Below are 19,917 nucleotides of genomic sequence, written 5' to 3' on the forward strand. Positions count from 1 at the left end.
GCATGGATAGACGAACGAGCGCCAACCTGATCGTATTTGTTTACGCCGGTTATTTCATGAGGTACGTGTACCTCATGATCGTCGTGCCGTTCTATGGCCGGGTGCTCGGCGTGGCCGAATACGGCCGGGTACTCGCGTCGATGTCGCTGATGAACGTGATATGGATGCTCGTCGGCTTCGGCTTTACCTTCGTCGGCATGCGCGAGGTGGCGAAAGCGCAGTCGACCCAGGAATGCAATGCGATCTATTCGCTGCATGTCAGCGCGCGGCTGACACTCGCCATGATCGGCGCGGGCATCGGCATCATTGCGACGTTCTGTTCACCGTTACTGTCGGAGCGGCCGCTGATCGGCCTGCTCGCGACCTTGCTAGGTATCGTGTCGGCATGCAATCTCGGCTGGCTGTTTCAGGGGCGGCAACACATTCGAACGCCGATCATGATCGAAGTGTTCGGCTTCGCGCTGAGTCTCGTGCTGGTGCTGACTCTCGTCAAAGGACCGAACGATGCCGTATGGGTGTTGGCGAGTTTGCTGATTGCGGGTATCGCCTCCTTGATCATTGCCTACGGTTTGACGACGTGGCAACTCGGCTGGCCGCGGCTGGCGTTTGCCGGCGTCCTGCCGCTCGTGCGCCGGTCGACGATGCTGTTCTGCTATTCGTCCGGCTCCGTCGTGCTGACGGCATCGTCGACGTATTTGCTGACCTTGTTCTCGACGCCCGCGGAGGTAGGCTATTTCGGCGCGGCCGAGCGTTTCGCGACGATCGGACTGAGTCTGATGGCCCCCGCGGCGCAAGTCTTTATTCCGACGATAAGCCGGCAACTCGCGCAGGGCGACAAGGCGGGCGCGCATGTCACGACGCGGCGCGGCGCCATCTTGCTGCTCGGCTATGGCGTGCTCGTGCTGTGCGGCGCGTTGACGCTGTCGCCTTTCGTGTTGCCGCTGATTCTCGGCGCCGCGTTCGAGCCGAGCGTGCACGTGTTGCAGGTGTTTGCATGGATGTTCCCGTTCGCGGCTTTCAACGAGTTCGTCGCGCTCTATGTATTCGTGCCGCGCAGGAGAGACCGGGTGCTCGCGATTGCCGGCGTCGCCTCGGCGCTGGTCAATCTCACAGCGGCGCTCGTTCTCGCGCCGCGTTTTGGCGCGATTGGCATGGCCTCTGCTCGGGTGATCGGCGAAGCGGCGCTGTCGGTGACGCTGCTCAGCGTGTTGATTCGCCTCGAGCTGGTCGGGCTGTTGCCGGGCGCCGAGCGTGCGCTCGAGCGGGTGCGGGTGGTGTGCGGGCTGAGTACGCAGGCGGGCGGCGCAAAGGACGATTGAAGTGGCGCGTGAGTGTGTGGGAGTTTGGGTGGATTGTCACAGGAGGTCGAAGTGAAAGTCGCTATTGTTCACGATTGGCTGGTAGTGTCCGGCGGCGCCGAGAAAGTATTGAAGAACATCATCGAGTGCTTCCCGGATGCGGACGTCTTTTCGATTGTCGATTTTCTCGAAGACCGCGATTGCGTGAAGGGGAAGTCCGTCAACACGTCATTCATCCAGAAGATGCCGTTTGCGCGAAGACGATACCGCGCCTATCTACCGTTGATGCCGATTGCGATCGAGCAGGTGGATCTGTCAGGCTACGATCTCGTCATTTCGAGTTCGCACGCGGTCGCGAAAGGCGTGTTGACCGGGCCGAACCAGATGCATATCAGCTACATTCATTCGCCGATCCGCTATGCGTGGGATCTGCAACATCAGTACCTGCGTGAATCCCATCTCGACACAGGGCTGCGCTCCGCGTTGGCGCGCGTGCTGCTTCATTACATTCGAGGCTGGGATTCGCGCTCCGCGAACGGCGTCGATCATCTCGTCGCGAATTCTCAGTTCATTGCGCGGCGTATCAGAAAGGCCTATCAGCGCGAATCGACCGTGATCTATCCGCCAGTCGATCTGGTGAACATGCCTATTGGTACGGAGAAAGAGGATTTCTACGTGACGGCGTCGCGGATGGTGCCTTATAAGCGTATCGATCTGATCGTTCAGGCCTTTTCGCAATCGCCTGAACGCAAGCTGGTCGTGATCGGCGACGGTCCCGAGATGAAGAAGATCAAAGCGGTGGCCGGCGACAATGTCCAGATTCTCGGGCATCAGCCGTCCGACGTGCTGGTCGATCATTTGCGGCGCGCGCGCGCGTTCGTGTTCGCGGCGGAAGAAGACTTCGGCATTTCGGTGGTCGAAGCGCAGGCATGCGGCACGCCGGTGATCGCCTTCGGCCGCGGTGGCGCGCTTGAATCGGTGGTGGGATTGCCGCTAGAGCGACCCACCGGGGTTTTCTTCGGTGAGCAAAGCACCGCGTCGTTGCTCGAAGCCGTTACCCGGTTCGAGAGCAACGCAGCCCTATTCGACGCACGCGTGTGCCGCAAGAATGCCGAGCGGTTTTCGTCGGAGAACTTCAAGAAGGCCCTGATGGGCTTCGTCGACGCGCGGCTCCCGTATGCGTGCGTCGAACAGTTTCTTCCCTATGCGCCGAGTCAGTCGCTGCCGGCCGAAGAACGTCATCTTGCCGACGTTACGCCCTGAGTCGGGCGCTGGGGCTGGGGTACGGGCTGTGCAGCTCGCGTGCCCACGTTGCCCGCCTTGCGCGCTGCGCGCGGGCCGGGCCTGAATGCGGTGGCCGCCAGCGGACGCGCGGCTAGCAGCAGCGAGATCACCAGAGAAAGAATCAATACATTCGACGGCGAAACGAGCCGATGCTCGGTTGCCGACATCACCAGCAGGCAAACCGACGAAATCTCCACGAAGCGGAACGCCGCGAACTGGCGGCCGCCCTCGACCAACGCGGCATACGCCGCCCCCTGCCTGCTCCACTCGATCAGTCTCCAGAAGAACGCGAGGATCAGCGTCAAGCCCACTACGCCGAGCTCGGCGAGGATATTCAGATACGAGTTGTGAGCGTGCGAGTCGCTGTGCTCGATCACTATGTCGGACGGCACCGCGAACAGATGGAAGTACGAGGTGAGGCTGCCGATGTGGTCGTCGAAGGAGCCGAAGCCGAGACCGACAAGCGGGCTTTGCACGAAATACGCGAGCGCTCTCGGCCACAACCACTCGTAGCGAATGTCGAGGTTGTTGACCTTGGCGTCATTGGCGTGAATCGCGAACGTATAGCCCATGTAGTCGACGTTCGGCTGGGTATGGTAGATCGCGACGGCGACCGAGGCTAGCAGCAGCACGGCTATCAGCGTGCCGAGAATCCAGCGCTTGCGGCCAAAGTACAGATAGGGCAGAACGGCCGCCGCGCCAAGCAGCGAGCCACGGCTGTAGGTCGAAAACAGCATCAGCACATTGCAGGCGAGCAGCGCGATCAGCAGCTTGCTGCGTTTTTGCAGGTAGCACGCTACGCCGAGACAGAACAGCATCGCCAGGAAGCCGCCGGCTGCGTTGCGCGCAATGAAGTAGCTGCCGAAACTGTCGGCCGGATTAACGAAGATGCTGAACAGCCCGTTCGTGGCGATGTAGTAGACGTACATCGGCAGATTGATGACGACCGCGAAAATGAACAGCGCACGCAGTACCTTGTGCAGATCCCAGCGGTGCGCATACACGAAACCGGCAAAAATGGGCGCATAGGAAATGAAAAAATTGCCGTCGCGCCGATAAAAGTCGAACTCGAGGAACGACTGCGGATCATAGAGCAGCGTCGAGACCGTCGCGAGCACCGTGAAAGCGGTAAGCGGCGCGATGAATGCGGGATAACTGCGGCCGTAAAAGCGCCATGCCAGCAATAGCAACGGGACAAAGCCGATCGCACTGATGGGCACGAAATTCGTGACCGTCAGGAAAAGTGCGACTAGCGAAATATAGGCCATTGCAACTCCAGAAAAACGAATGGCGCGCCGGTTAGCGTTGTGCCCATGCGCTGGATGATGGCGAGATTGGGAACGGCGGAAAGCTCACAGTGTGGGCCGCGCGGGCATCACACCGCTGTTTATCTTTGACATGAATGCCACGGGACGTTCATTAAACGGTAGCACGTGTCGCTGCTTATTTCCATCGTGCGCCCTGCAATAGAAGTGCAAGCTCGTTCGCAAGCTTGTTAAATCAAGTCCGCGAGCACCGCCAAAACTTCCGCGCTTCGCGCCAGATGGGCTGCGTCGCAATGCGGTCTAACTATGATGAATTCATCGGGGCACGATGTCGACTAGATCCGATGCAGGTTGTTTGCCGCATTCGATCTTTCGTTTCAATCGTTTTCCGGTCGTCGTTGTCGAGCAGACCATTGCGATTCGGCCAGTCAGTTTCCGTACTTCCCGATCGAGCCGGATTCGCCGTAGGCGCATGCATCTTTCACTGCGAACTGAACTACTGGTCTGGTCCGTTTGACGCGGACGCCTGTCATAAATCACATCAGACGGTATTTGCGTGGATCGCGGCACACCGCGTTATGCGGTGTCCTCGAGGGAAACGCGTTCCCGAGCCGGTTTCAATGCGAAGGAGTGAGCGATGGGCAAGGTTACCGCGGCAGCAGCCGCAGCGGATGTCGAAACGATACGACAGGATTCTGCCGAGGCGGAGTTGCCGACGCTCGTGCAGGTGATTCTCGCCGGTGGTTCCGGCACCCGGTTGTGGCCGGTGTCGCGCGAACAGTTTCCAAAACAACTGATCGACGTGATCGGCAATCAGACTTTGCTGCAGGCAACCATGGGGCGCATGGCGGGTTTTGATGGCGCATGGAACGTCGCGGCCGATCCCGTGATCGTCTGCGGAACCGAGCATTATTTCGCCACTTACGAACAGGCGCGTGAGATCGGCGTGAACGCGCGGATCGTGGTCGAACCCGCGCGTCGCGATACGGCGCCGGCATTGACGCTTGCCGCGTTGACGGCATGCGCGGAAGACGCAGACGCCATTCTGGTCGCAATGCCCGCCGACCATGCGATCGCGAATCTCGAAGCGCTTCACCACGCGCTGGACATCGCCGCGAGGCATGCGCGCGACGGCGCGATCGTCACGCTAGGCGTACCGCCCGAACGGCCCGACACGGGCTTCGGTTATATCCGGCTCGGCGACGCGTTGCCAGACGGCGCGCGCCGCATCGAGCGCTTCGTCGAGAAGCCCGCGACGGAACTCGCGGCCCAGTACGTCGCGTCGGGCAATTACTGGTGGAATAGCGGCATCTTCGTCGTGCGAGCGTCGGTTTGGCTCTCCATCATCGAGCAGTTTCAGCCGGACATGCACGCGGCCTGCGTTCAGGCATACCGCGACGCGAAGAAGACTGAAGAATGCATCATGCCGGACGCCGAGGGGTTCCTGGGTTCGCCGTCCGACTCGATCGACTATGCGGTGATGGAACAGCTTGGCAATCCGGAGTCGGCGTTTTCCGGCGTCGTGGTGCCGCTCGAAGCAGGCTGGTCCGATCTCGGCTCGTGGGATGCCGTATGGCAAGCGATGGAGAAGGACGACTGCGGTAACGCGGCCAGCGGGCGCGTGCTGTTCGAAGGGGCCACCGCGACCTACGCACGCTCGCAAGGAGGCAGGCTTCTCGCCTGCGTCGGCACCAACAACATGATCGTGATCGAAACCGACGACGCGGTGCTCGTCGCGGATCGCTCGCATGTGCAGGACATCAAGGGACTCGTGTCGCGCATCAGGGCCGAGAAGTCGCCGGAGGCCGATGCGCACAGAAAAGTGCGTCGCCCGTGGGGCTTTTACGACTCGATCGATCATGGCGAGCGCTTTCAGGTGAAGCGCATCGTCGTGATGCCCGGCGGCCGTCTGTCGTTGCAGATGCATCATCATCGCGCCGAGCATTGGGTCGTGGTGTGTGGAACCGCACACGTCACGCGTGGGGAAGAGCAGTTTCTTCTTGGCGAAAACGAATCGACCTATATCTCGTTGGGTGTTCGCCATCGGCTCGAAAATCCGGGCCGCGTGCCGCTGCAGATCATCGAGGTGCAGTCGGGTACTTATCTCGGCGAAGACGACATCGTTCGTTTCGACGACAAGTACGGGCGTTGCGGCTGATGCGACGGAGTCGACCTGCTACGTCCTATGAGGGGGCTGTGATGCGATTGCTGACTGGTCTACTGGCGAGAGCGTTCGACGTCGCGATGATCGTGGCTGGGGCATTTGCGGCCTCCCAGATCCGCTTCGACGGCGGCTCGCAACGGAGCTTTTATTTCGCCTTCGTCGCTTTTGCCGCGGCGTTCGCTCTCGCGGTCTTTCCGGCGCTCGGCGTCTACCAATCGTGGCGTGGCCGCTCGAAGAGAGTGCTGGCGAGCCAGGTGGCGCTCGGCTGGCTCGTCGTGCAGGCCTGCGCGATGGTGCTGATGTTCTCGCTGCACCGGATCGATTTCGTGTCGCGACTCTGGTTCGTGTACTGGACCGGCATTTCGGGCGCGGCAATGATGGCCGGCCGGCTGGTCACGCATGCGTTGCTTGGGCGCATGCGTCATGCGGGGATGAACTTGCAGCAGGTCGCGGTGGCGGCGTGCGGCGAACATTGCGACGAGATCATCCATAAGATCGAGACGTCGCCCGCGGCCGGCTTTCGCGCGAATGCGCTGTATAACCTGCACCCCGGCTGCTGCATTCCGCCGCGCTCGTCGGTGCAGGTCTTCGAAGAACAGGGTGCGTTCGCTCGCTACGTGCGCGAACAGCAGATCGGCGAAGTGTGGCTGGCGCTGCCGCTCACCGAGGAGCGCGCGATTCTCAAGCTGGTGGCGGAGTTTCGCAACGACCTGATCAATGTGCGCTTCATGCCCGACGTGCGCTCGCTTGCGCTGTTCGAAGGCAGCATGACCGAGTTGCTCGGCTTGCCGACGATCAATCTTGCCGCGTCGCCGCTGCCGCCGAAGGCGTTGGTGCAAAAAGACCTGTTCGATCGTCTGTTCGCGCTCGTCGCGTTGATCGCGATCTCGCCGATACTGCTGGGCTGCGCGATCGCCGTCAAACTGAGTTCGCGCGGGCCGGTGTTCTTCACGCAGCGTCGCAAAGGCGCCGACGGCCGCGTATTTACGATCTACAAGTTCCGCACGATGCGCCTGCACGAGCAGAAGCCGGGCATTCTCGAACAGGCCACGCGCGACGATCCACGCATCACGACCGTCGGCGCGTTCCTGCGCCGCACGAGTCTCGACGAACTGCCGCAGTTCTTCAACGTGCTGCGCGGCGATATGTCGGTGGTGGGGCCGCGCCCGCATGCGCTCGAACACGACGATCTCTATCAGAACATCGTATCGGGCTATATCCACCGTTATCGGATCAAACCCGGCATTACCGGCTGGGCGCAAATCAACGGCTATCGCGGCGAAACCGATCGTCTGGAAAAGATGGAGGGCCGCGTCGCACACGATCTGTACTACCTGCGCAACTGGTCGTTCTGGCTCGACATGAAGATCATTCTGGCCACGATTTTCAAGGGGCTTCATCATCCAAACGCGTACTGAGCATGATGCTATCCGGAGTTGAAAACATAGTAAGACGATCTGCGAAGCGGGTCTCGCTTTACCGCTTTCACCACGATCACGACTTGCAAGCGAGAAAAATATTGGAGCGACTCGAAAGCAGGTATGGCAAGACCGATCCGAACAAACTGCGGCTCGCGGACACCTATGCGCGAGACGTGTTCGGCGACCCGGTCTACGCACCCTGGCTGCGCGTTTATACCGCGTTTTGCGGCACCTTCAAGGAAGGCTGGATTCCGGACAACTACTACGGCATCGTCGTCGTGCCGCAAATGCAAGGCTGGTACGGCAAGATTTCGAGCCTCAAGCCGATTTCACGGCTGATCTTCGACGGCGACGAATTGCCGGACGTCGCGTACTTTGCCAATGGGCTGTTCTTTACCGACAAAGGCGTCGTGGTGCCCGAGCGCGATCTGACAGACGTCGTGTTCGAGCATACCGAACGCGTCGTATTCAAGCTCGACGGTTCCGGACAGGGCAACGGTGTCTACTTCTTCGACCGTGCCAACTTCGACCCCGCGGTCATCAGGTCGCTCGGCAATGGCGTGATTCAGACGTTCATCAACCAGCACAGTCTGTTCGCTACGTTTGCTGCGAAGCCGGTGGCGACATTGCGCTTCACGACCGTGGTGGACGAGGCCGGTCGCATTTCCATTCGGGCTTGCTACTTGCGACTCGGCAGAGCGGACGATACGCATGTGCTGAGCGATCGCGAGATATGCGTGCCGGTCGAACTCGAAACGGGCGAACTGTGCGACGAGGGGTATATGAGCGACTGGGCCGCGGTGGATGCGCATCCAGACTCGGGCGCGCGCTTTGCGGGCCTGAAGATCCCATGTTTCGAGAAATGCGTGGCCACCGTGCTACGCCTGCACAGGAAGATTCCGTTTGCGCGCTGCATCGGCTGGGATCTCGCGGTCGACGCGAACGGCCAGGTCAAGGTGATGGAGTGGAACGGCAAGCACAACGACGTCAAATTCAGCGAGGCGACGCAAGGCCCGTGCTTCGCTGATCTGAACTGGGAACGGCTGAGGGCCGAACCTGAGTTTGCACGGCTGTCACTGGGCTGATCGGGCAGGCCAAAAAAACGTAGTAGGAGACGCGACATGAGCGAACAGTTATGGTGCGTCCATATCGAAGGACTGAACGACTTCATTGCCGTCGATTCGGAGGAATCGGCGCGGGACGAGGCGTCGCAGATCAATGCGTATATCGATCGCGCCGACAGAAGCTCGCGCGCCGCCCGCTTGCGCGCGGTGGTGGTCGAATGGCCGTATGGCGCGGACGCTCACGCAAGAGTGCTCGATGACGACTGGCACGATCTGCAATGTATGCCACACAGACAGCAGGCCGTCGCGCGGTCCGGCGGCCCGTTGTCGAATCTCGCGCGACGCGTTAGAGAACTGCTGAGCATCGCGCGCACGGGGAAGGACGATGCGTGAAGCGCGGCTATGGGCACGCCGCGCTATGTGGGCCGGCAGAGGCACGCCTTCTATCCGGGGCCACCAAGCAACACCTGACAGTCAACGCTCGGCTATGGGCGAAGGATGAAAGCGATAACCCCCAGTGATCGCTGTATCCAAACAATTCATTGGTCAACTATCACCCGGCTTCTGATAATGTGCGCACAAAACAGGCCATAGCGGACGCCAACGTCGGAGCATCGGCGCGGGCTCACGCGACAATCCGGAGGAGACGATGCTGCGACCCAAGGTCAGCCGGGCGGTTCTCGCACTCATGTGCGCGATGTCGTTCATCTTGTATCTCGATCGCGTCAACCTGTCGGCGGCGGCCGGGCTGATCCGCGACGATCTGCATCTGAGCAATACCAACGTCGGCCTCGTGTTCGCCGCGTTCGCATACACGTACGCGCTGTGCCAGGTGATCGGCGGCTGGGTCAGCGACCGCTTCGGCGCGAAGCTCACGCTCGTGACCTGCGCAAGCATCTGGATCGTCGCGACGGTCGCGACCGGTCTCGCGGGCGGGCTCGCGTCGCTGTTCGGCGCGCGGCTTTTGCTCGGCATAGGCGAAGGCGCGGCGCTGCCCGCGCAGGCGCGGGCGCTGACCAACTGGTTTCCGTCGAACCGGCGCGGCTTCGTGCAAGGCCTCACGCATTCGTTCTCGCGGCTCGGCAATGCGATCACGCCGCCGCTGATCGCGCTGCTGGTCGCGTATTCGTCGTGGCGGGTGTCGTTTCTCGCGGTCGGCGCGCTGACCTTCGTGTGGGTCGTGGTCTACGCATGGTATTTCACCGACGATCCGCGCAAGCATCGCCATATGACCGCGGAGCAGGAAGCGCAATTGCCGCCGGTCCGTCAATCCGCGGTCGAAGCGACGCGCGAGCCCACGCCGTGGTGGCGTCTGCTCAAACGCATCGCACCAACGATGCTCGTCTACTTCTGCTACGGCTGGACCGGCTGGCTGTTCTTCACCTGGCTGCCCACGTTCTTCATGCACGGTCGCGGCCTCGATCTGAAAAGCTCGGCGATGTTCTCCGCGGGCGTGTTTCTGTCCGGCGTGGTCGGCAATACCGCGGGCGGCGTGCTCAGCGACCGCGTGTTGAAGCGTACGCGCAACGTCGTCGCGGCGCGCCGCAACGTGATCATCTGCGCGTTTCTCGGCGCTTTGGTGTTCCTCGCGCCGGTGATGGTCGTGAAGTCGCTGCCGGTCATGGCAGCGTGCATGAGCCTGTCGTTCTTCTTCCTCGAAATGACGATCGGGCCGATCTGGGCCGTGCCGATGGACATCTGCCCGCAGCACGTCGGTGTCGCGAGCGGGCTCGTGAATGCGGGCTCGGCGGTTGCGGGGATTTTCACGCCGATCGTGTTCGGCCTGATCGTGGACCGCACGGGTAGCTGGACGCTGCCGTTCGCGGGCTCGCTCGGACTGCTCGCGCTCGGCATCGTCGCGACCTTCTTCATGCGGCCGGATATTCCGCTCGACGCGGCTCGCGCTCACCCGGATCTCGCGGACATCAATGCGGGCGGCGAATTGCGCTTCGCAGAAAACCTCACGCCGCGCGAATCGAATCGATGACCAGTTGCATCGCCGGCGTGATGCGCCGGTTTCTGCGCAGAATCAGCCCATACGGTGCGAGCCGGCCGCGTAGCGGCGTCGCGATCGCGGCGATAGCATCGAGCGCGACGTAGTACTGCGCGACCGAACTCGGCAGCACGGCGAGCATGTCCGAGTCGCGCAGCAACGACAGCGTGGTCAGAATCGACGACGTCTCGACCGTGCTGACCGGCGGCGCAACGCGCGACTCGCGAAACGTTTGATCGATGACCTGGCGCATCGGGCTCGGATGCGGCTGGATGATCCACGGATAACGCGCGAGGTCCGCGAGCTTCGGCCGCGTGCCCGTTTGTTTGCCTGTTTTCGCGGCCGGATGATCGGGCCGCACGACGATCGACAGCGCCTCTTCCGCCAACGTCTCGAAGCTCAGATCGAGCGCCGGAAAGCCATCGGGAATCCGGCCAATCACGATATCGAGCTGATCCTGTTGCAGCGACTGCACGAGTACGTCGCTGGTGTCGATCGTGACCGCCATCTGCAGGCGCGGGTGCGCTTCCTTCAGCTTGACGATCGTGTGCGTCAGCAATTCGGGCGACGGCGCCATCACCGCGCCGATGCGCACCTTGCCGATGTCGCCGGCCTCGATGCCGGCCAACTGCTCGCGCAGCTCGTCGAGATCCTGGAACACGACGCGCGCATAGCGCATCACGGCCTCGCCGAAGATCGTCGGCTCCATGCCGCGCGCATGGCGCACGAACAGCGATACGCCGAGCGTGTCTTCGAGTTCCTGCAAGGCCTTGGTCGCGGCGGGCTGGGTCATCGCGAGATCGTCGGCGGCACGCCGCAGCGATTCCGTTTCCGACAGCGCGACCATCAGTTGCAGATGACGCAGGCGCAAGCGTTTGCGAATGGTGGAGGCGGGCGGGATCATGAGCGATAACTTTAGCGAATCGGCCGATTCGAATTATTCAGTGGTCAGTTATCGGATAGTTTCGCACACTAGCGGTTATCGCAGGACGGCCAATCGCAACGCCGTTCGCGTTGACAAGACAAAACCGGAGACGACGCATGACGATGACCGCGTGCCCCGCGCTCGACAGCGCGATTACCAAAGCGCGCACGAGGCTGCTGCCTTTTCTGATCCTGATGTACGTACTGGCGTTCATCGACCGCGCGAACGTCGGCTTCGCGAAGAACGTGCTGCAGGCCGACACGGGCTTGAGCGACGCGGCGTTCGCGTTCGGCGCCGGCATTTTCTTCGTCGGCTATGCGGTGTTCGAAGTACCGAGCAACCTGCTGATGTACCGCTTCGGCGCGCGCATCTGGATGAGCCGCATCATGGTCACGTGGGGCATCGTGTCCGCGTGCACCGCCTTCGTCGACAGCGCCACGAGCTTCTATGTGCTGCGCACGCTGCTCGGCATCGCCGAAGCCGGTTTCTTTCCCGGCATCATCCTGTTCCTGTCGAACTGGTTTCCCGCGAAAACGCGCTCGCAGACGATGGGCATGTTCTATTTCGGCTTCCCGCTCGCGCTCCTGCTCGGCAGCCCGATCTCGGGTCTGCTGCTCGATGCGGGCAATCCGTTCGGCATGCATCCGTGGCAATTGCTGTTTGTGGTCGAAGGGCTGGCGGCGTCGGTGGTGGGTGTCGTCGCTTACTTCTATCTGACCGACTGGCCCGTGCAGGCGCACTGGCTCGATGCCGAAGAGCGTGACGCGCTTGATCACGCGTTGCGCCAGGAAGACCGCCAGAAGCTCGCGCATGGTCCGGCTTCGGTGCTCGCGGCGCTGCGCGATTCGCGCGTACTGTTCTGCGGCCTGATCTACTTCGCGGTGCAGATGAGCGTGTATGGCGTCGTGTTCTATCTGCCAACCCGCATCGCCTTGCTCGCAAGCGGCGGCCATGTCGGCGTCGAGGTCGGAATGCTGACAGCGATTCCGTGGATCGCCGCGATCATCGGCACGTTCTGGGTGACGCGCTACGCCGATCGCCACGGTCATCACCGTATCTGGGCCGCGGCGATGCTCGCGCTCGCGGCGTTCGGCATTGCCGCGTCGGCGATGACGTCGTCGGTCACGCTTGCGATTGCCGCCTTCTGTTTCGCCGCCATCGGTTTCGTCTGCGTGCAGCCATTGTTCTGGACGCTGCCCACCGGTTACCTGGGCGGCGCCGCGGCCGCGGGCGGCATCGCGTTGATCAATTCGATCGGCAATCTGGGCGGCTTCGTCGCGCCGAATCTGAAGGGGTTGGCCGAGCGCGCGATCGGCTCTTCGCAGGCGGGTATGTTCTCGCTCGCGGTGGTCGGACTGATCGGCGCATTGCTGCTGCTGACGTTCCGCTTCGCCCCTGCCGCCTCCCATTCCGTCTCTCATCGCAGCGGCCCGCTCGGCGAACGCCCGGGCCACTGACTCTCTGATTCTCTGAAGGAAATCGTCGAACATGAAAATCAAGCATATCCGAACGCGTGTTTTCGAGTGGAAAGGCAAAGTCGTGCCGCCGCAAGCGCATTTCTGCACGAACGCGGTCGATATTCTGTACGAGCGTGGCGATGCGATGGGGTCGTTCCGCTTTCACGGCTGGCTCGTCGTCGAAGTCGAATGCGACGACGGCACCGTGGGCATCGGCAATTGCGCGCTCGCGCCGCGCATCGCGAAGCAGATCATCGACGAATACCTCGCGCCGATCGCGATCGGCGAAGACCCGTTCGACAACGAATACATCTGGCAGAAGATGTATCGCCGCACGCTCGCGTGGGGCCGCAAAGGCATCGGCATGGCGGCGATCTCCGCGATCGATATCGCGCTGTGGGACATCATGGGCAAGGCCGTGAAAAAGCCGGTGTTCAAGCTGCTCGGCGGGCGCACGAAAGAAAAGATCTGGTGCTATGCATCGAAGCTTTACAACAACGATGATCGCGACGCTTTCCTCGGCGAAGCGGAAAGCTATCTGGACAGCGGCTTCACCGCGATGAAGATGCGCTTCGGCTACGGTCCGAAAGACGGCCCGAAAGGCATGGCGAAGAACATCGAACAGGTGCGTCTGTTGCGTGAACTGGTCGGCGACGAAGTCGACATCATGCTCGAATGCTATATGGGCTGGACGCTCGAATACGCGCGCAGAATGCTGCCGCGCCTCGCCGAATTCAATCCACGCTGGATCGAGGAGCCGGTGATCGGCGACGACATCGAAGGCTATCAGGAGTTGAAGAAGATGAACCTGATGCCGGTGTCGGGCGGCGAGCATGAGTTCACGAGCTATGGCTTCAAGGATCTGCTCGAACGCCGCGCGATCGACGTGATCCAGTACGACACGAATCGCGTGGGCGGGATCACGGCGGCGCGCAAGATCAACGCGATGGCCGAAGCGTGGTCGGTGCCGGTGATTCCGCATGCGGGACAGATGCACAACTATCATCTGACGATGTCGAGCACCGCGAGCCCGATGTCGGAGTTCTTCCCGGTGTTCGATGTCGAAGTTGGCAACGAATTGTTCTACTACATCTTCGAAGGCGAGCCGCAGCCGGAAAATGGCTATCTGCAACTGTCGGACGACGTGCCGGGTCTTGGCATCAAGTTGAGCGACAAGTATCTTGCCGACTTCAACATCGTCGAATGAGTGGACCGATCCGAGGAAAGCACATGAAGCCACGCATCGCAGTCCTTCTTGGCGACCCCGCCGGTATCGGTCCCGAGCTGATCGCGCGCCTGTTCGCGCAGCGGGCGAACCGCGCGCGCGCGGAGCTGCTGATCATCGGCGACCGGCGCGAGCTCGAAACCGGCATGAAGATCGCGCAGCAGCGCTTCGATTACGACGTGGTCGAAGATGCGCATGCCGCGTTTCAACGCGAGGGCGTGCCGTCGCTGATAGATTTCCGTCTGCCCGGCGATCAAGCTTTCGAGCGTGCGGTGGCGACCGAACACGGCGGCCGCTATAGTCTCGCCGCGTTCAGGCACGCGCTCGCGCTGACGCAAAGCAACGTCACCCAAGGCATGCTGTTCGCGCCGGTCAACAAGACCTCGCTGCATCTGGCCGGCATGGAAACCGGCGACGAGATGGAGTGGTTCGCGAAGCAGCTCGGCTACACGGGCAGCTTCTGCGAGTTCAACGTGCTCGACGAGCTATGGACTTCGCGCGTGACCTCGCATATGGCGTTGAAGGACGTCAGCGCGAAGCTGTCGGAGGAGCGCATCGTCGGCGCGGTGCGGCTGATTCACGAAGGCCTGAAGCGAGCCGGCCATCCGCAGCCGCGTATCGCGGTATGCGGTTTCAATCCGCACAACGGCGACAACGGCGCGTTCGGCCGCGAGGAGATCGACGTGATCGCGCCGGCCGTCGAGGCCGCGCGCAAGCTCGGCTACGACGCGCAGGGACCGTTTCCCGCCGACACGATCTTCGTGCGCGCGCGCGATCAGAAGGCCTTCGACGGCGTCGTCACGATGTACCACGATCAAGGCCAGATCGCGATGAAGCTGATGGGTTTCTGGCGCGGCGTGACCGTGCACGGCGGCTTGCCGATTCCGGTCGCGACGCCCGCGCACGGCACCGCGTTCGACATCCACGGCCAGGGCAAGGCCGACGTCGGCGCGACGCAGAAGGCGTTCGACATCGTCACGCGGATGGCGACCGAGCGCGTGAACTAACGCGTCAGCGTTTCCTGCGCGGCCCGGTCGAGGCGCGCACCACGAGCTCGGGCGGTGGCCCGAGCACCATCGACGGCTGCCGCTCCGGCGTCTGGATCAAACGGATCAGGCTCTTGATCGACAACTCCGCGACGGCCGCGGTTTGAATCGCGACCGTGGTCAGCGCCGGATGCACCTGATGCGCGAGCTGAATGTCGGTGATGCCGATCACCGACACGTCGTCGGGCACTGAGCGGCCGAGCGTGATCAACGCCTGGATCGCGCCGATCGCGAGCAGGTCGTTGGTCGCGAAGATCGCGCTCAGTTGCGGGCGGTTCGCCATCAGTTCCATGCAGGCGGCGAAGCCGGCGTCGATCGAGTCGCGAATCTGCAGCACGGCGGCCGCATCGGCTTCGATGCCGGCCATGCGCATCGCGGCGCGAAAGCCGTTCGAGCGCGCGTCCTGCAAACCGCCGCAGCCGTCGCCGATCAGCAAGCCGATCTCGCGATGGCCGAGTCCTAGCAGATGCCCCGCGGCCAGCTCGCCGGCACGCGCGAAGTCGACTGCGATGCACGGTAGCTCGGGCGGCGACTCGGGGTGCTCCCACATGGCGAGCAGAATCGGCGCGCTATGCGTCGCAGACGCGCACAGGTCGTTGATCGTGATGTCCGTGTTCATCACGAGCACGCCGTCGGCGAGCGTGCCGGCGATCTGGTTCAGATATGCGCGGCCGATTTCGGCATCGTCGTCGGTATTGCAGACCATCAGGAAGTGGCCGGTCTTGCGCGCCGCGCGCTCGGCGGCGAGCACGAACTCCGGGTAAAACGGGTTCGAGATGTTCGACAGCATGAGCGCGAGCGTCGACGAACGGCCTTCGGCGAGCGCGCGCGCATTCAGGTTCGGCCGGTAGCCGAGTTCGGCGATCGCCTGCAGCACGCGCTCAGCCGTTTCAGGGCGGACTTTCTCGCGATTGCGCAGCACGTTGGAGACCGTGGCGGCGGTAACCTGCGCGCGTTTCGCGACTTCGGACAACGTGACCATGTCGGGTTATCCCATATTTAGGGAGGTCAATTCAAATGTTGCAAACGGCCTGCGACATTGCTAACTTTCTCGAAAATGTAACGGAGACACCCACCATGACTTTATCCGTCGAACTCGAATTTAAGCGATTAAATGCAGTCGGCACAAGGCTAGGGCGTTTTATTTCGGCCAAAATTTAAGCGGGTTAAATCGAGGCGGAGACAGCATGGCGACGATTCGTTTGAGCGATGTGCAAAAGGCCTACGGCGACCATCCGCCGGTGATCCGGCGCGTGAATCTCGAGATCGCGCAGCATGAATTCTGCGTGTTTCTCGGCCCCTCGGGCTGCGGCAAGTCGACCTTATTACGGATGATCGCCGGTCTCGAAGACCTCAGCGAAGGCGAGCTGCGTATCGGCGGCCGCCTCGTCAACGACGTGCCGGCCGCCGAGCGCGTCCGCGTCCATGTTCCGCCCGCTGCCTGTCATCTGTTCGACGAACAGGGACTCGCGCTGCGGCGTAGCACGTTCGAGCCGGAACGCGCGGCCGCCTGAACGATCGTCGACGGCGGACCTGCTTCAACGGTTCGTCAGACTGAATTCCGCCATAGAGCGGGTTACATCGCCGGCCACGCTGCGTAGCCGGTCAACAAGGTAGACAAGGAGACATAGATGATTGCTCTTCGCCTTCGCCGTTTCGCACAGGTGTCGATCGCCGCCGCCGTGATGGCCGGCGCGCTCGGCAGCGCCGCGGTCGACGCGGCCACGCTGAACGTCAACGTATCGGCGCGCGGTAATCAGCGCTCGACCTGGCAGGATGCGTTCGACCAGTTCAAGAAAGCCAATCCCGACATCGACCTGAAAATCACCTACGTGACCGAGGAAGCCTACAAGGTGCAGATGGGCGGTTGGCTCGCCACCGATCCACCCGACGTCGTCTCGTGGCACGACGGCGAGCGGATGGCTTATTACGCGCAACGTGGTCTGCTCGAAGATCTGAGCTCGGACTGGGCGAAGAACGGCTGGTCGCAGCAGTATGCGTCGGTCAAGGACGCGTCGACTTACAAGGGCAAGCAGTATGCGGCACCGCTCGGCTATGACGCGTACGGCTTCTTCTATCGCAAGGATCTGTTCGAGAAGGCCGGCATCAGGAGCGAGCCGAAAACGTGGGACGAACTGCTCGAAGCCAACAAGAAGCTGAAGGCGATCGGCGTCGCGCCGATCGCGGTGGCCGCACGCGACAGCTGGACGCTGGCCGCCTGGTTCGACTATCTCGATCTGCGCATCAACGGCAACGAGTTCCATCAGAAGCTGATGGCCGGCGAAATTCCGTACACCGATCCGCGCGTGAAGAAGGTCTACACGACGTGGAAGACGCTGCTCGACAATCACGACTTTATCGACAATGCGCTGTCGTACGACGTCGATTCGATCGGCCCGATCCTCAACAACGGCAAAGCCGCGATGATGCTGATGGGCACGTTCTTCTCGGCGAGCTTCCCGCCGTCGATCAAGGACCAGATCGGCTTCTTCCGCTTTCCGGTGCTCGACGCGAACGTGCCGATGGCCGAGGACGGCCCCGTCAACGTGCTGCTGATTCCGGCGAAGGCGAAGAACAAGGCCGACGCGCGCAAGCTGCTCGCGTTCATGGAGACGCCGAAGATCAACGCCGAACTCGCGAAGGGCTGGGGACAGTTGCCGTCGAACAGCCAGGCGGCGGCGCCTGAGGACGCGATCTCGAAGGTCGGCTTCCAGACGCTCGCGAACACGAAGGGCGGCATCGCGCAGTTCTACGATCGCGATATGCAGAAGGAAATGGCCGACGAAGGCATGAAGGCCATGCAGCAGTTCTACAGCGATCCGTCGCAACTCGACAGCGTGCTCGCTCATCTCGAAGCGACGCGCAAGCGCATCTACCAGAAGTAAGTCCCGCCGCGCCGGCCGCCTGAGCGCGGCCGGCTTGCGGGTCCCCTTGCGGGTCCCAATTCCGCCTTCGATTTCCGACGAGGCCGTTCCATGTCACATACAGCAGCGCGCCGCCTGCCCGCGGCGCGGCACCGTCGCGTCTCGACGACGCGCCGTCATCAGCATCGCGCCGCGTTTTTCTTTCTGCTGCCGGGCTGCGCGTTGTTCGCGCTGTGCGTGATCTATCCGATCATCAGCAGCATTTCGCTGAGCTTCTACCACTGGGACGGCATGACGCCGAAGACCTTCGCCGGTCTCGCCAATTACGTCGAGCTGTTTCAGTCCGATACGTTCTATACGGCGCTGAAGAACAACCTGATCTGGCTCGCGCTGTTTCTACTCGCGCCACCTCTCGGTCTGCTGTTCGCGCTGTATCTGAACCAGCAGGTGCGCGGCATGCGCGTCGTGAAGTCGCTGTTTTTCGCGCCGTTCGTGCTGTCGGGCGTCGTGGTCGGCCTCGTATTCAGTTGGTTCTACGATCCGACGTTCGGGCTGCTGCGGCTGATCGTCGGCCGTGGCATTCCGGTGCTCGGCGATCCGCATACGGTCACGTTCGGCATCATCTTCGCCGCGCTGTGGCCGCAGGCGCCGTTCTGCATGATCCTGTATCTGACCGGGCTCACCGGCATCAATCCCGAGGTGGTCGAGGCCGCGCGCATGGAAGGCGCGCAAGGGCTGCGACTGCTATGGCACGTGATCCTCCCGCAATTGCGGCCCGCCACCTTCATGGCGGTGGTGCTGACCGTGATCGGCGCACTGCGCAGCTTCGATCTGATCGCGGTGATGAGTGGCGGCGGTCCGTTCGACAGTTCCACCGTGCTCGCCTATTTCATGTACGACCAGGCGATCAAGTACTACCGCGAAGGCTATTCCGCCGCGATTGCGGTCGTGCTGTTCGCGATCATGCTCGTCTATATCGTGTTCCATCTGCGCCGCATGTTGCGCGAGGAACGCTGATTCTCTGAACCTCAGGAGTACCCGCTCATGTATCCGCTTCCCGTCGAACGCTGGAAACCGCTGAATCGCATGCTTTACAAGGCCTCGCTGCCGCTGGCGCTGTTTATCTGGCTGCTGCCGATGCTCGCCGTGCTGCTGACCTCGATCCGCTCGACGGATGAGTTGTCGCAAGGCGACTACTGGACGTGGCCGAAACACTTCGCGTTGCTCGAGAACTATGGCACCGCGCTCACGCAAACGCCGATGCTGCATTACTTCGCCAATAGCGTGCTGATCACGGTGCCGTCGGTGATCGGCGCGATCGTGCTCGCGTCGATGGCGGGCTTCGCGTTGGCGACGTATCGCTTTCCGGGCAACACGGCCGTGCTGTTGGCGTTCGTCGCCGGCAATTTCGTGCCGATCCAGATCCTGATGATTCCAGTGCGCGACATGGCGCTGAAGTTCGGCCTGTTCAACACCGTGTGGGCGCTGGTGATCTTTCATGTGTCGTTTCAGACCGGCTTCTGCACCTTGTTTCTGCGCAACTTCATCAAGCAACTGCCGTTCGAGATGATCGAGGCCGCGCGCGTCGAAGGCGCGGGCGAGTGGACGATCTATCTGCGCATCGTGCTGCCGCTGATCCGCCCCGCGCTCGCCGCGCTCGCGATCCTCGTGTTCACGTTCGTGTGGAACGACTACTTCTGGGCGCTGTGCCTCACGCAAGGCGACGACGCCGCGCCGATCACGGTGGGCGTCGCCGCGCTGAAAGGGCAGTGGACGACCGCGTGGAACCTCGTCGCGGCGGGCTCGGTGCTGGCCGCGTTGCCTTCGGTGCTGATGTTCTTCGGCATGCAAAGGCACTTCGTCGCCGGACTGACCTTCGGGGCGAGCAAGGGATAAACGGCGCCTGAAACA

Annotated in this window: 17 protein-coding genes; 14 read left to right on the forward strand and 3 right to left on the reverse strand. The window is 62.1% G+C overall.

The window, feature by feature from the left end:
- The first annotated feature begins 2 nt into the window (after window positions 1–2).
- Both OKW39_RS38555 and OKW39_RS38560 read left to right on the forward strand, forming a co-directional pair.
- Entirely contained in the window at window positions 3–1,319 is a 1,317-nt protein-coding gene (locus OKW39_RS38555; protein WP_429565041.1) for a lipopolysaccharide biosynthesis protein, read from the forward strand.
- A gap of 51 nt (window positions 1,320–1,370) precedes the next feature.
- Entirely contained in the window at window positions 1,371–2,561 is a 1,191-nt protein-coding gene (locus OKW39_RS38560) for a glycosyltransferase family 4 protein (RefSeq protein ID WP_429565042.1), read from the forward strand.
- On the opposite strand, the gene OKW39_RS38565 is transcribed toward OKW39_RS38560, so the two are convergent.
- Complete coding sequence (locus OKW39_RS38565) at window positions 2,537–3,850, reverse strand: O-antigen ligase family protein (RefSeq protein WP_429565043.1); 1,314 nt, start codon at window positions 3,848–3,850, stop codon at window positions 2,537–2,539. The two genes, OKW39_RS38560 and OKW39_RS38565, sit on opposite strands and share 25 nt — an antisense overlap.
- Window positions 3,851–4,484: 634 nt before the next feature.
- Between OKW39_RS38565 and OKW39_RS38570 the strand changes: the two genes are divergently transcribed.
- From OKW39_RS38570 to OKW39_RS38590, 5 genes are all read left to right on the forward strand, one after another.
- Window positions 4,485–6,005 (forward strand): mannose-1-phosphate guanylyltransferase/mannose-6-phosphate isomerase, encoded by a 1,521-nt coding sequence (locus OKW39_RS38570; protein WP_429565044.1) that lies wholly within the window; start codon window positions 4,485–4,487, stop codon window positions 6,003–6,005.
- 41 nt (window positions 6,006–6,046) lie between these two features.
- Complete coding sequence (locus OKW39_RS38575; RefSeq protein WP_090809184.1) at window positions 6,047–7,429, forward strand: undecaprenyl-phosphate glucose phosphotransferase; 1,383 nt, start codon at window positions 6,047–6,049, stop codon at window positions 7,427–7,429.
- A gap of 2 nt (window positions 7,430–7,431) precedes the next feature.
- Window positions 7,432–8,517 carry a sugar-transfer associated ATP-grasp domain-containing protein gene (locus OKW39_RS38580; RefSeq protein WP_090809186.1) on the forward strand — a complete coding sequence of 362 codons (1,086 nt, stop codon included), beginning with the start codon at window positions 7,432–7,434 and terminating at the stop codon, window positions 8,515–8,517.
- Between the two features lie 36 nt (window positions 8,518–8,553).
- A complete protein-coding gene (locus OKW39_RS38585; RefSeq protein WP_429565045.1) occupies window positions 8,554–8,889 on the forward strand; it encodes a hypothetical protein in 336 nt (111 codons plus the stop codon).
- Between the two features lie 256 nt (window positions 8,890–9,145).
- Window positions 9,146–10,483, forward strand: coding sequence for an MFS transporter (locus tag OKW39_RS38590; RefSeq protein WP_429565046.1), 1,338 nt, complete (start codon window positions 9,146–9,148; stop codon window positions 10,481–10,483).
- Here the strand turns inward: OKW39_RS38590 and OKW39_RS38595 are convergent.
- On the reverse strand, window positions 10,458–11,393 hold the full coding sequence (locus OKW39_RS38595) for a LysR family transcriptional regulator (RefSeq protein ID WP_429565047.1): 936 nt from the start codon (window positions 11,391–11,393) through the stop codon (window positions 10,458–10,460). The two genes, OKW39_RS38590 and OKW39_RS38595, sit on opposite strands and share 26 nt — an antisense overlap.
- Window positions 11,394–11,530: 137 nt before the next feature.
- Between OKW39_RS38595 and OKW39_RS38600 the strand changes: the two genes are divergently transcribed.
- From OKW39_RS38600 to OKW39_RS38610, 3 genes are read left to right on the forward strand one after another with little or no spacing between them, the layout of a single operon-like run.
- Entirely contained in the window at window positions 11,531–12,871 is a 1,341-nt protein-coding gene (locus OKW39_RS38600) for an MFS transporter (protein ID WP_429565048.1), read from the forward strand.
- Between the two features lie 31 nt (window positions 12,872–12,902).
- Window positions 12,903–14,078, forward strand: coding sequence for an L-rhamnonate dehydratase (locus OKW39_RS38605; RefSeq protein WP_429565049.1), 1,176 nt, complete (start codon window positions 12,903–12,905; stop codon window positions 14,076–14,078).
- 23 nt (window positions 14,079–14,101) lie between these two features.
- Window positions 14,102–15,103, forward strand: a complete 1,002-nt coding sequence (locus OKW39_RS38610) for a 4-hydroxythreonine-4-phosphate dehydrogenase PdxA (RefSeq protein WP_429565050.1) — start codon at window positions 14,102–14,104, stop codon at window positions 15,101–15,103.
- A gap of 4 nt (window positions 15,104–15,107) precedes the next feature.
- Here OKW39_RS38610 and OKW39_RS38615 read toward each other — a convergent pair whose 3' ends face one another.
- On the reverse strand, window positions 15,108–16,124 hold the full coding sequence (locus OKW39_RS38615) for a LacI family DNA-binding transcriptional regulator (RefSeq protein WP_090809209.1): 1,017 nt from the start codon (window positions 16,122–16,124) through the stop codon (window positions 15,108–15,110).
- A gap of 205 nt (window positions 16,125–16,329) precedes the next feature.
- On the opposite strand from OKW39_RS38615, the gene OKW39_RS38620 reads away from it, so the two are divergent.
- The 4 genes from OKW39_RS38620 to OKW39_RS38635 all read left to right on the forward strand — a co-directional run bounded on the left by OKW39_RS38620 (window position 16,330) and on the right by OKW39_RS38635 (window position 19,902).
- Complete coding sequence (locus tag OKW39_RS38620; RefSeq protein ID WP_429565051.1) at window positions 16,330–16,656, forward strand: ATP-binding cassette domain-containing protein; 327 nt, start codon at window positions 16,330–16,332, stop codon at window positions 16,654–16,656.
- 171 nt (window positions 16,657–16,827) lie between these two features.
- A complete protein-coding gene (locus OKW39_RS38625; RefSeq protein ID WP_429565492.1) occupies window positions 16,828–18,027 on the forward strand; it encodes an ABC transporter substrate-binding protein in 1,200 nt (399 codons plus the stop codon).
- A 90-nt stretch (window positions 18,028–18,117) separates the two neighbouring features.
- On the forward strand, window positions 18,118–19,023 hold the full coding sequence (locus tag OKW39_RS38630) for a carbohydrate ABC transporter permease (RefSeq protein WP_090809213.1): 906 nt from the start codon (window positions 18,118–18,120) through the stop codon (window positions 19,021–19,023).
- Between the two features lie 27 nt (window positions 19,024–19,050).
- Window positions 19,051–19,902: a carbohydrate ABC transporter permease gene (locus OKW39_RS38635; RefSeq protein WP_429565052.1), complete on the forward strand. Its 852-nt coding sequence runs from the start codon at window positions 19,051–19,053 to the stop codon at window positions 19,900–19,902.
- The last annotated feature ends 15 nt before the right edge of the window (window positions 19,903–19,917 follow it).

The organism is Paraburkholderia sp. MM6662-R1 (genome assembly GCF_050436245.1).
GTDB lineage: Bacteria > Pseudomonadota > Gammaproteobacteria > Burkholderiales > Burkholderiaceae > Paraburkholderia > Paraburkholderia tuberum.

What these genes read in the sequence shown, in the direction of transcription:
- OKW39_RS38565 (WP_429565043.1), bottom strand. Translation starts at nt 3,850, where the DNA reads ATGGCCTATATTTCGCTAGTCGCACTTTTCCTGACGGTCACGAATTTC.
- OKW39_RS38600 (WP_429565048.1), top strand. Translation starts at nt 11,531, where the DNA reads ATGACGATGACCGCGTGCCCCGCGCTCGACAGCGCGATTACCAAAGCG.
- OKW39_RS38590 (WP_429565046.1), top strand. Translation starts at nt 9,146, where the DNA reads ATGCTGCGACCCAAGGTCAGCCGGGCGGTTCTCGCACTCATGTGCGCG.
- OKW39_RS38555 (WP_429565041.1), top strand. Translation starts at nt 3, where the DNA reads ATGGATAGACGAACGAGCGCCAACCTGATCGTATTTGTTTACGCCGGT.
- OKW39_RS38610 (WP_429565050.1), top strand. Translation starts at nt 14,102, where the DNA reads ATGAAGCCACGCATCGCAGTCCTTCTTGGCGACCCCGCCGGTATCGGT.
- OKW39_RS38595 (WP_429565047.1), bottom strand. Translation starts at nt 11,393, where the DNA reads ATGATCCCGCCCGCCTCCACCATTCGCAAACGCTTGCGCCTGCGTCAT.
- OKW39_RS38625 (WP_429565492.1), top strand. Translation starts at nt 16,828, where the DNA reads ATGGCCGGCGCGCTCGGCAGCGCCGCGGTCGACGCGGCCACGCTGAAC.
- OKW39_RS38580 (WP_090809186.1), top strand. Translation starts at nt 7,432, where the DNA reads ATGATGCTATCCGGAGTTGAAAACATAGTAAGACGATCTGCGAAGCGG.
- OKW39_RS38570 (WP_429565044.1), top strand. Translation starts at nt 4,485, where the DNA reads ATGGGCAAGGTTACCGCGGCAGCAGCCGCAGCGGATGTCGAAACGATA.
- OKW39_RS38605 (WP_429565049.1), top strand. Translation starts at nt 12,903, where the DNA reads ATGAAAATCAAGCATATCCGAACGCGTGTTTTCGAGTGGAAAGGCAAA.
- OKW39_RS38585 (WP_429565045.1), top strand. Translation starts at nt 8,554, where the DNA reads ATGAGCGAACAGTTATGGTGCGTCCATATCGAAGGACTGAACGACTTC.
- OKW39_RS38635 (WP_429565052.1), top strand. Translation starts at nt 19,051, where the DNA reads ATGTATCCGCTTCCCGTCGAACGCTGGAAACCGCTGAATCGCATGCTT.
- OKW39_RS38615 (WP_090809209.1), bottom strand. Translation starts at nt 16,124, where the DNA reads ATGGTCACGTTGTCCGAAGTCGCGAAACGCGCGCAGGTTACCGCCGCC.
- OKW39_RS38630 (WP_090809213.1), top strand. Translation starts at nt 18,118, where the DNA reads ATGTCACATACAGCAGCGCGCCGCCTGCCCGCGGCGCGGCACCGTCGC.
- OKW39_RS38575 (WP_090809184.1), top strand. Translation starts at nt 6,047, where the DNA reads ATGCGATTGCTGACTGGTCTACTGGCGAGAGCGTTCGACGTCGCGATG.
- OKW39_RS38620 (WP_429565051.1), top strand. Translation starts at nt 16,330, where the DNA reads ATGGCGACGATTCGTTTGAGCGATGTGCAAAAGGCCTACGGCGACCAT.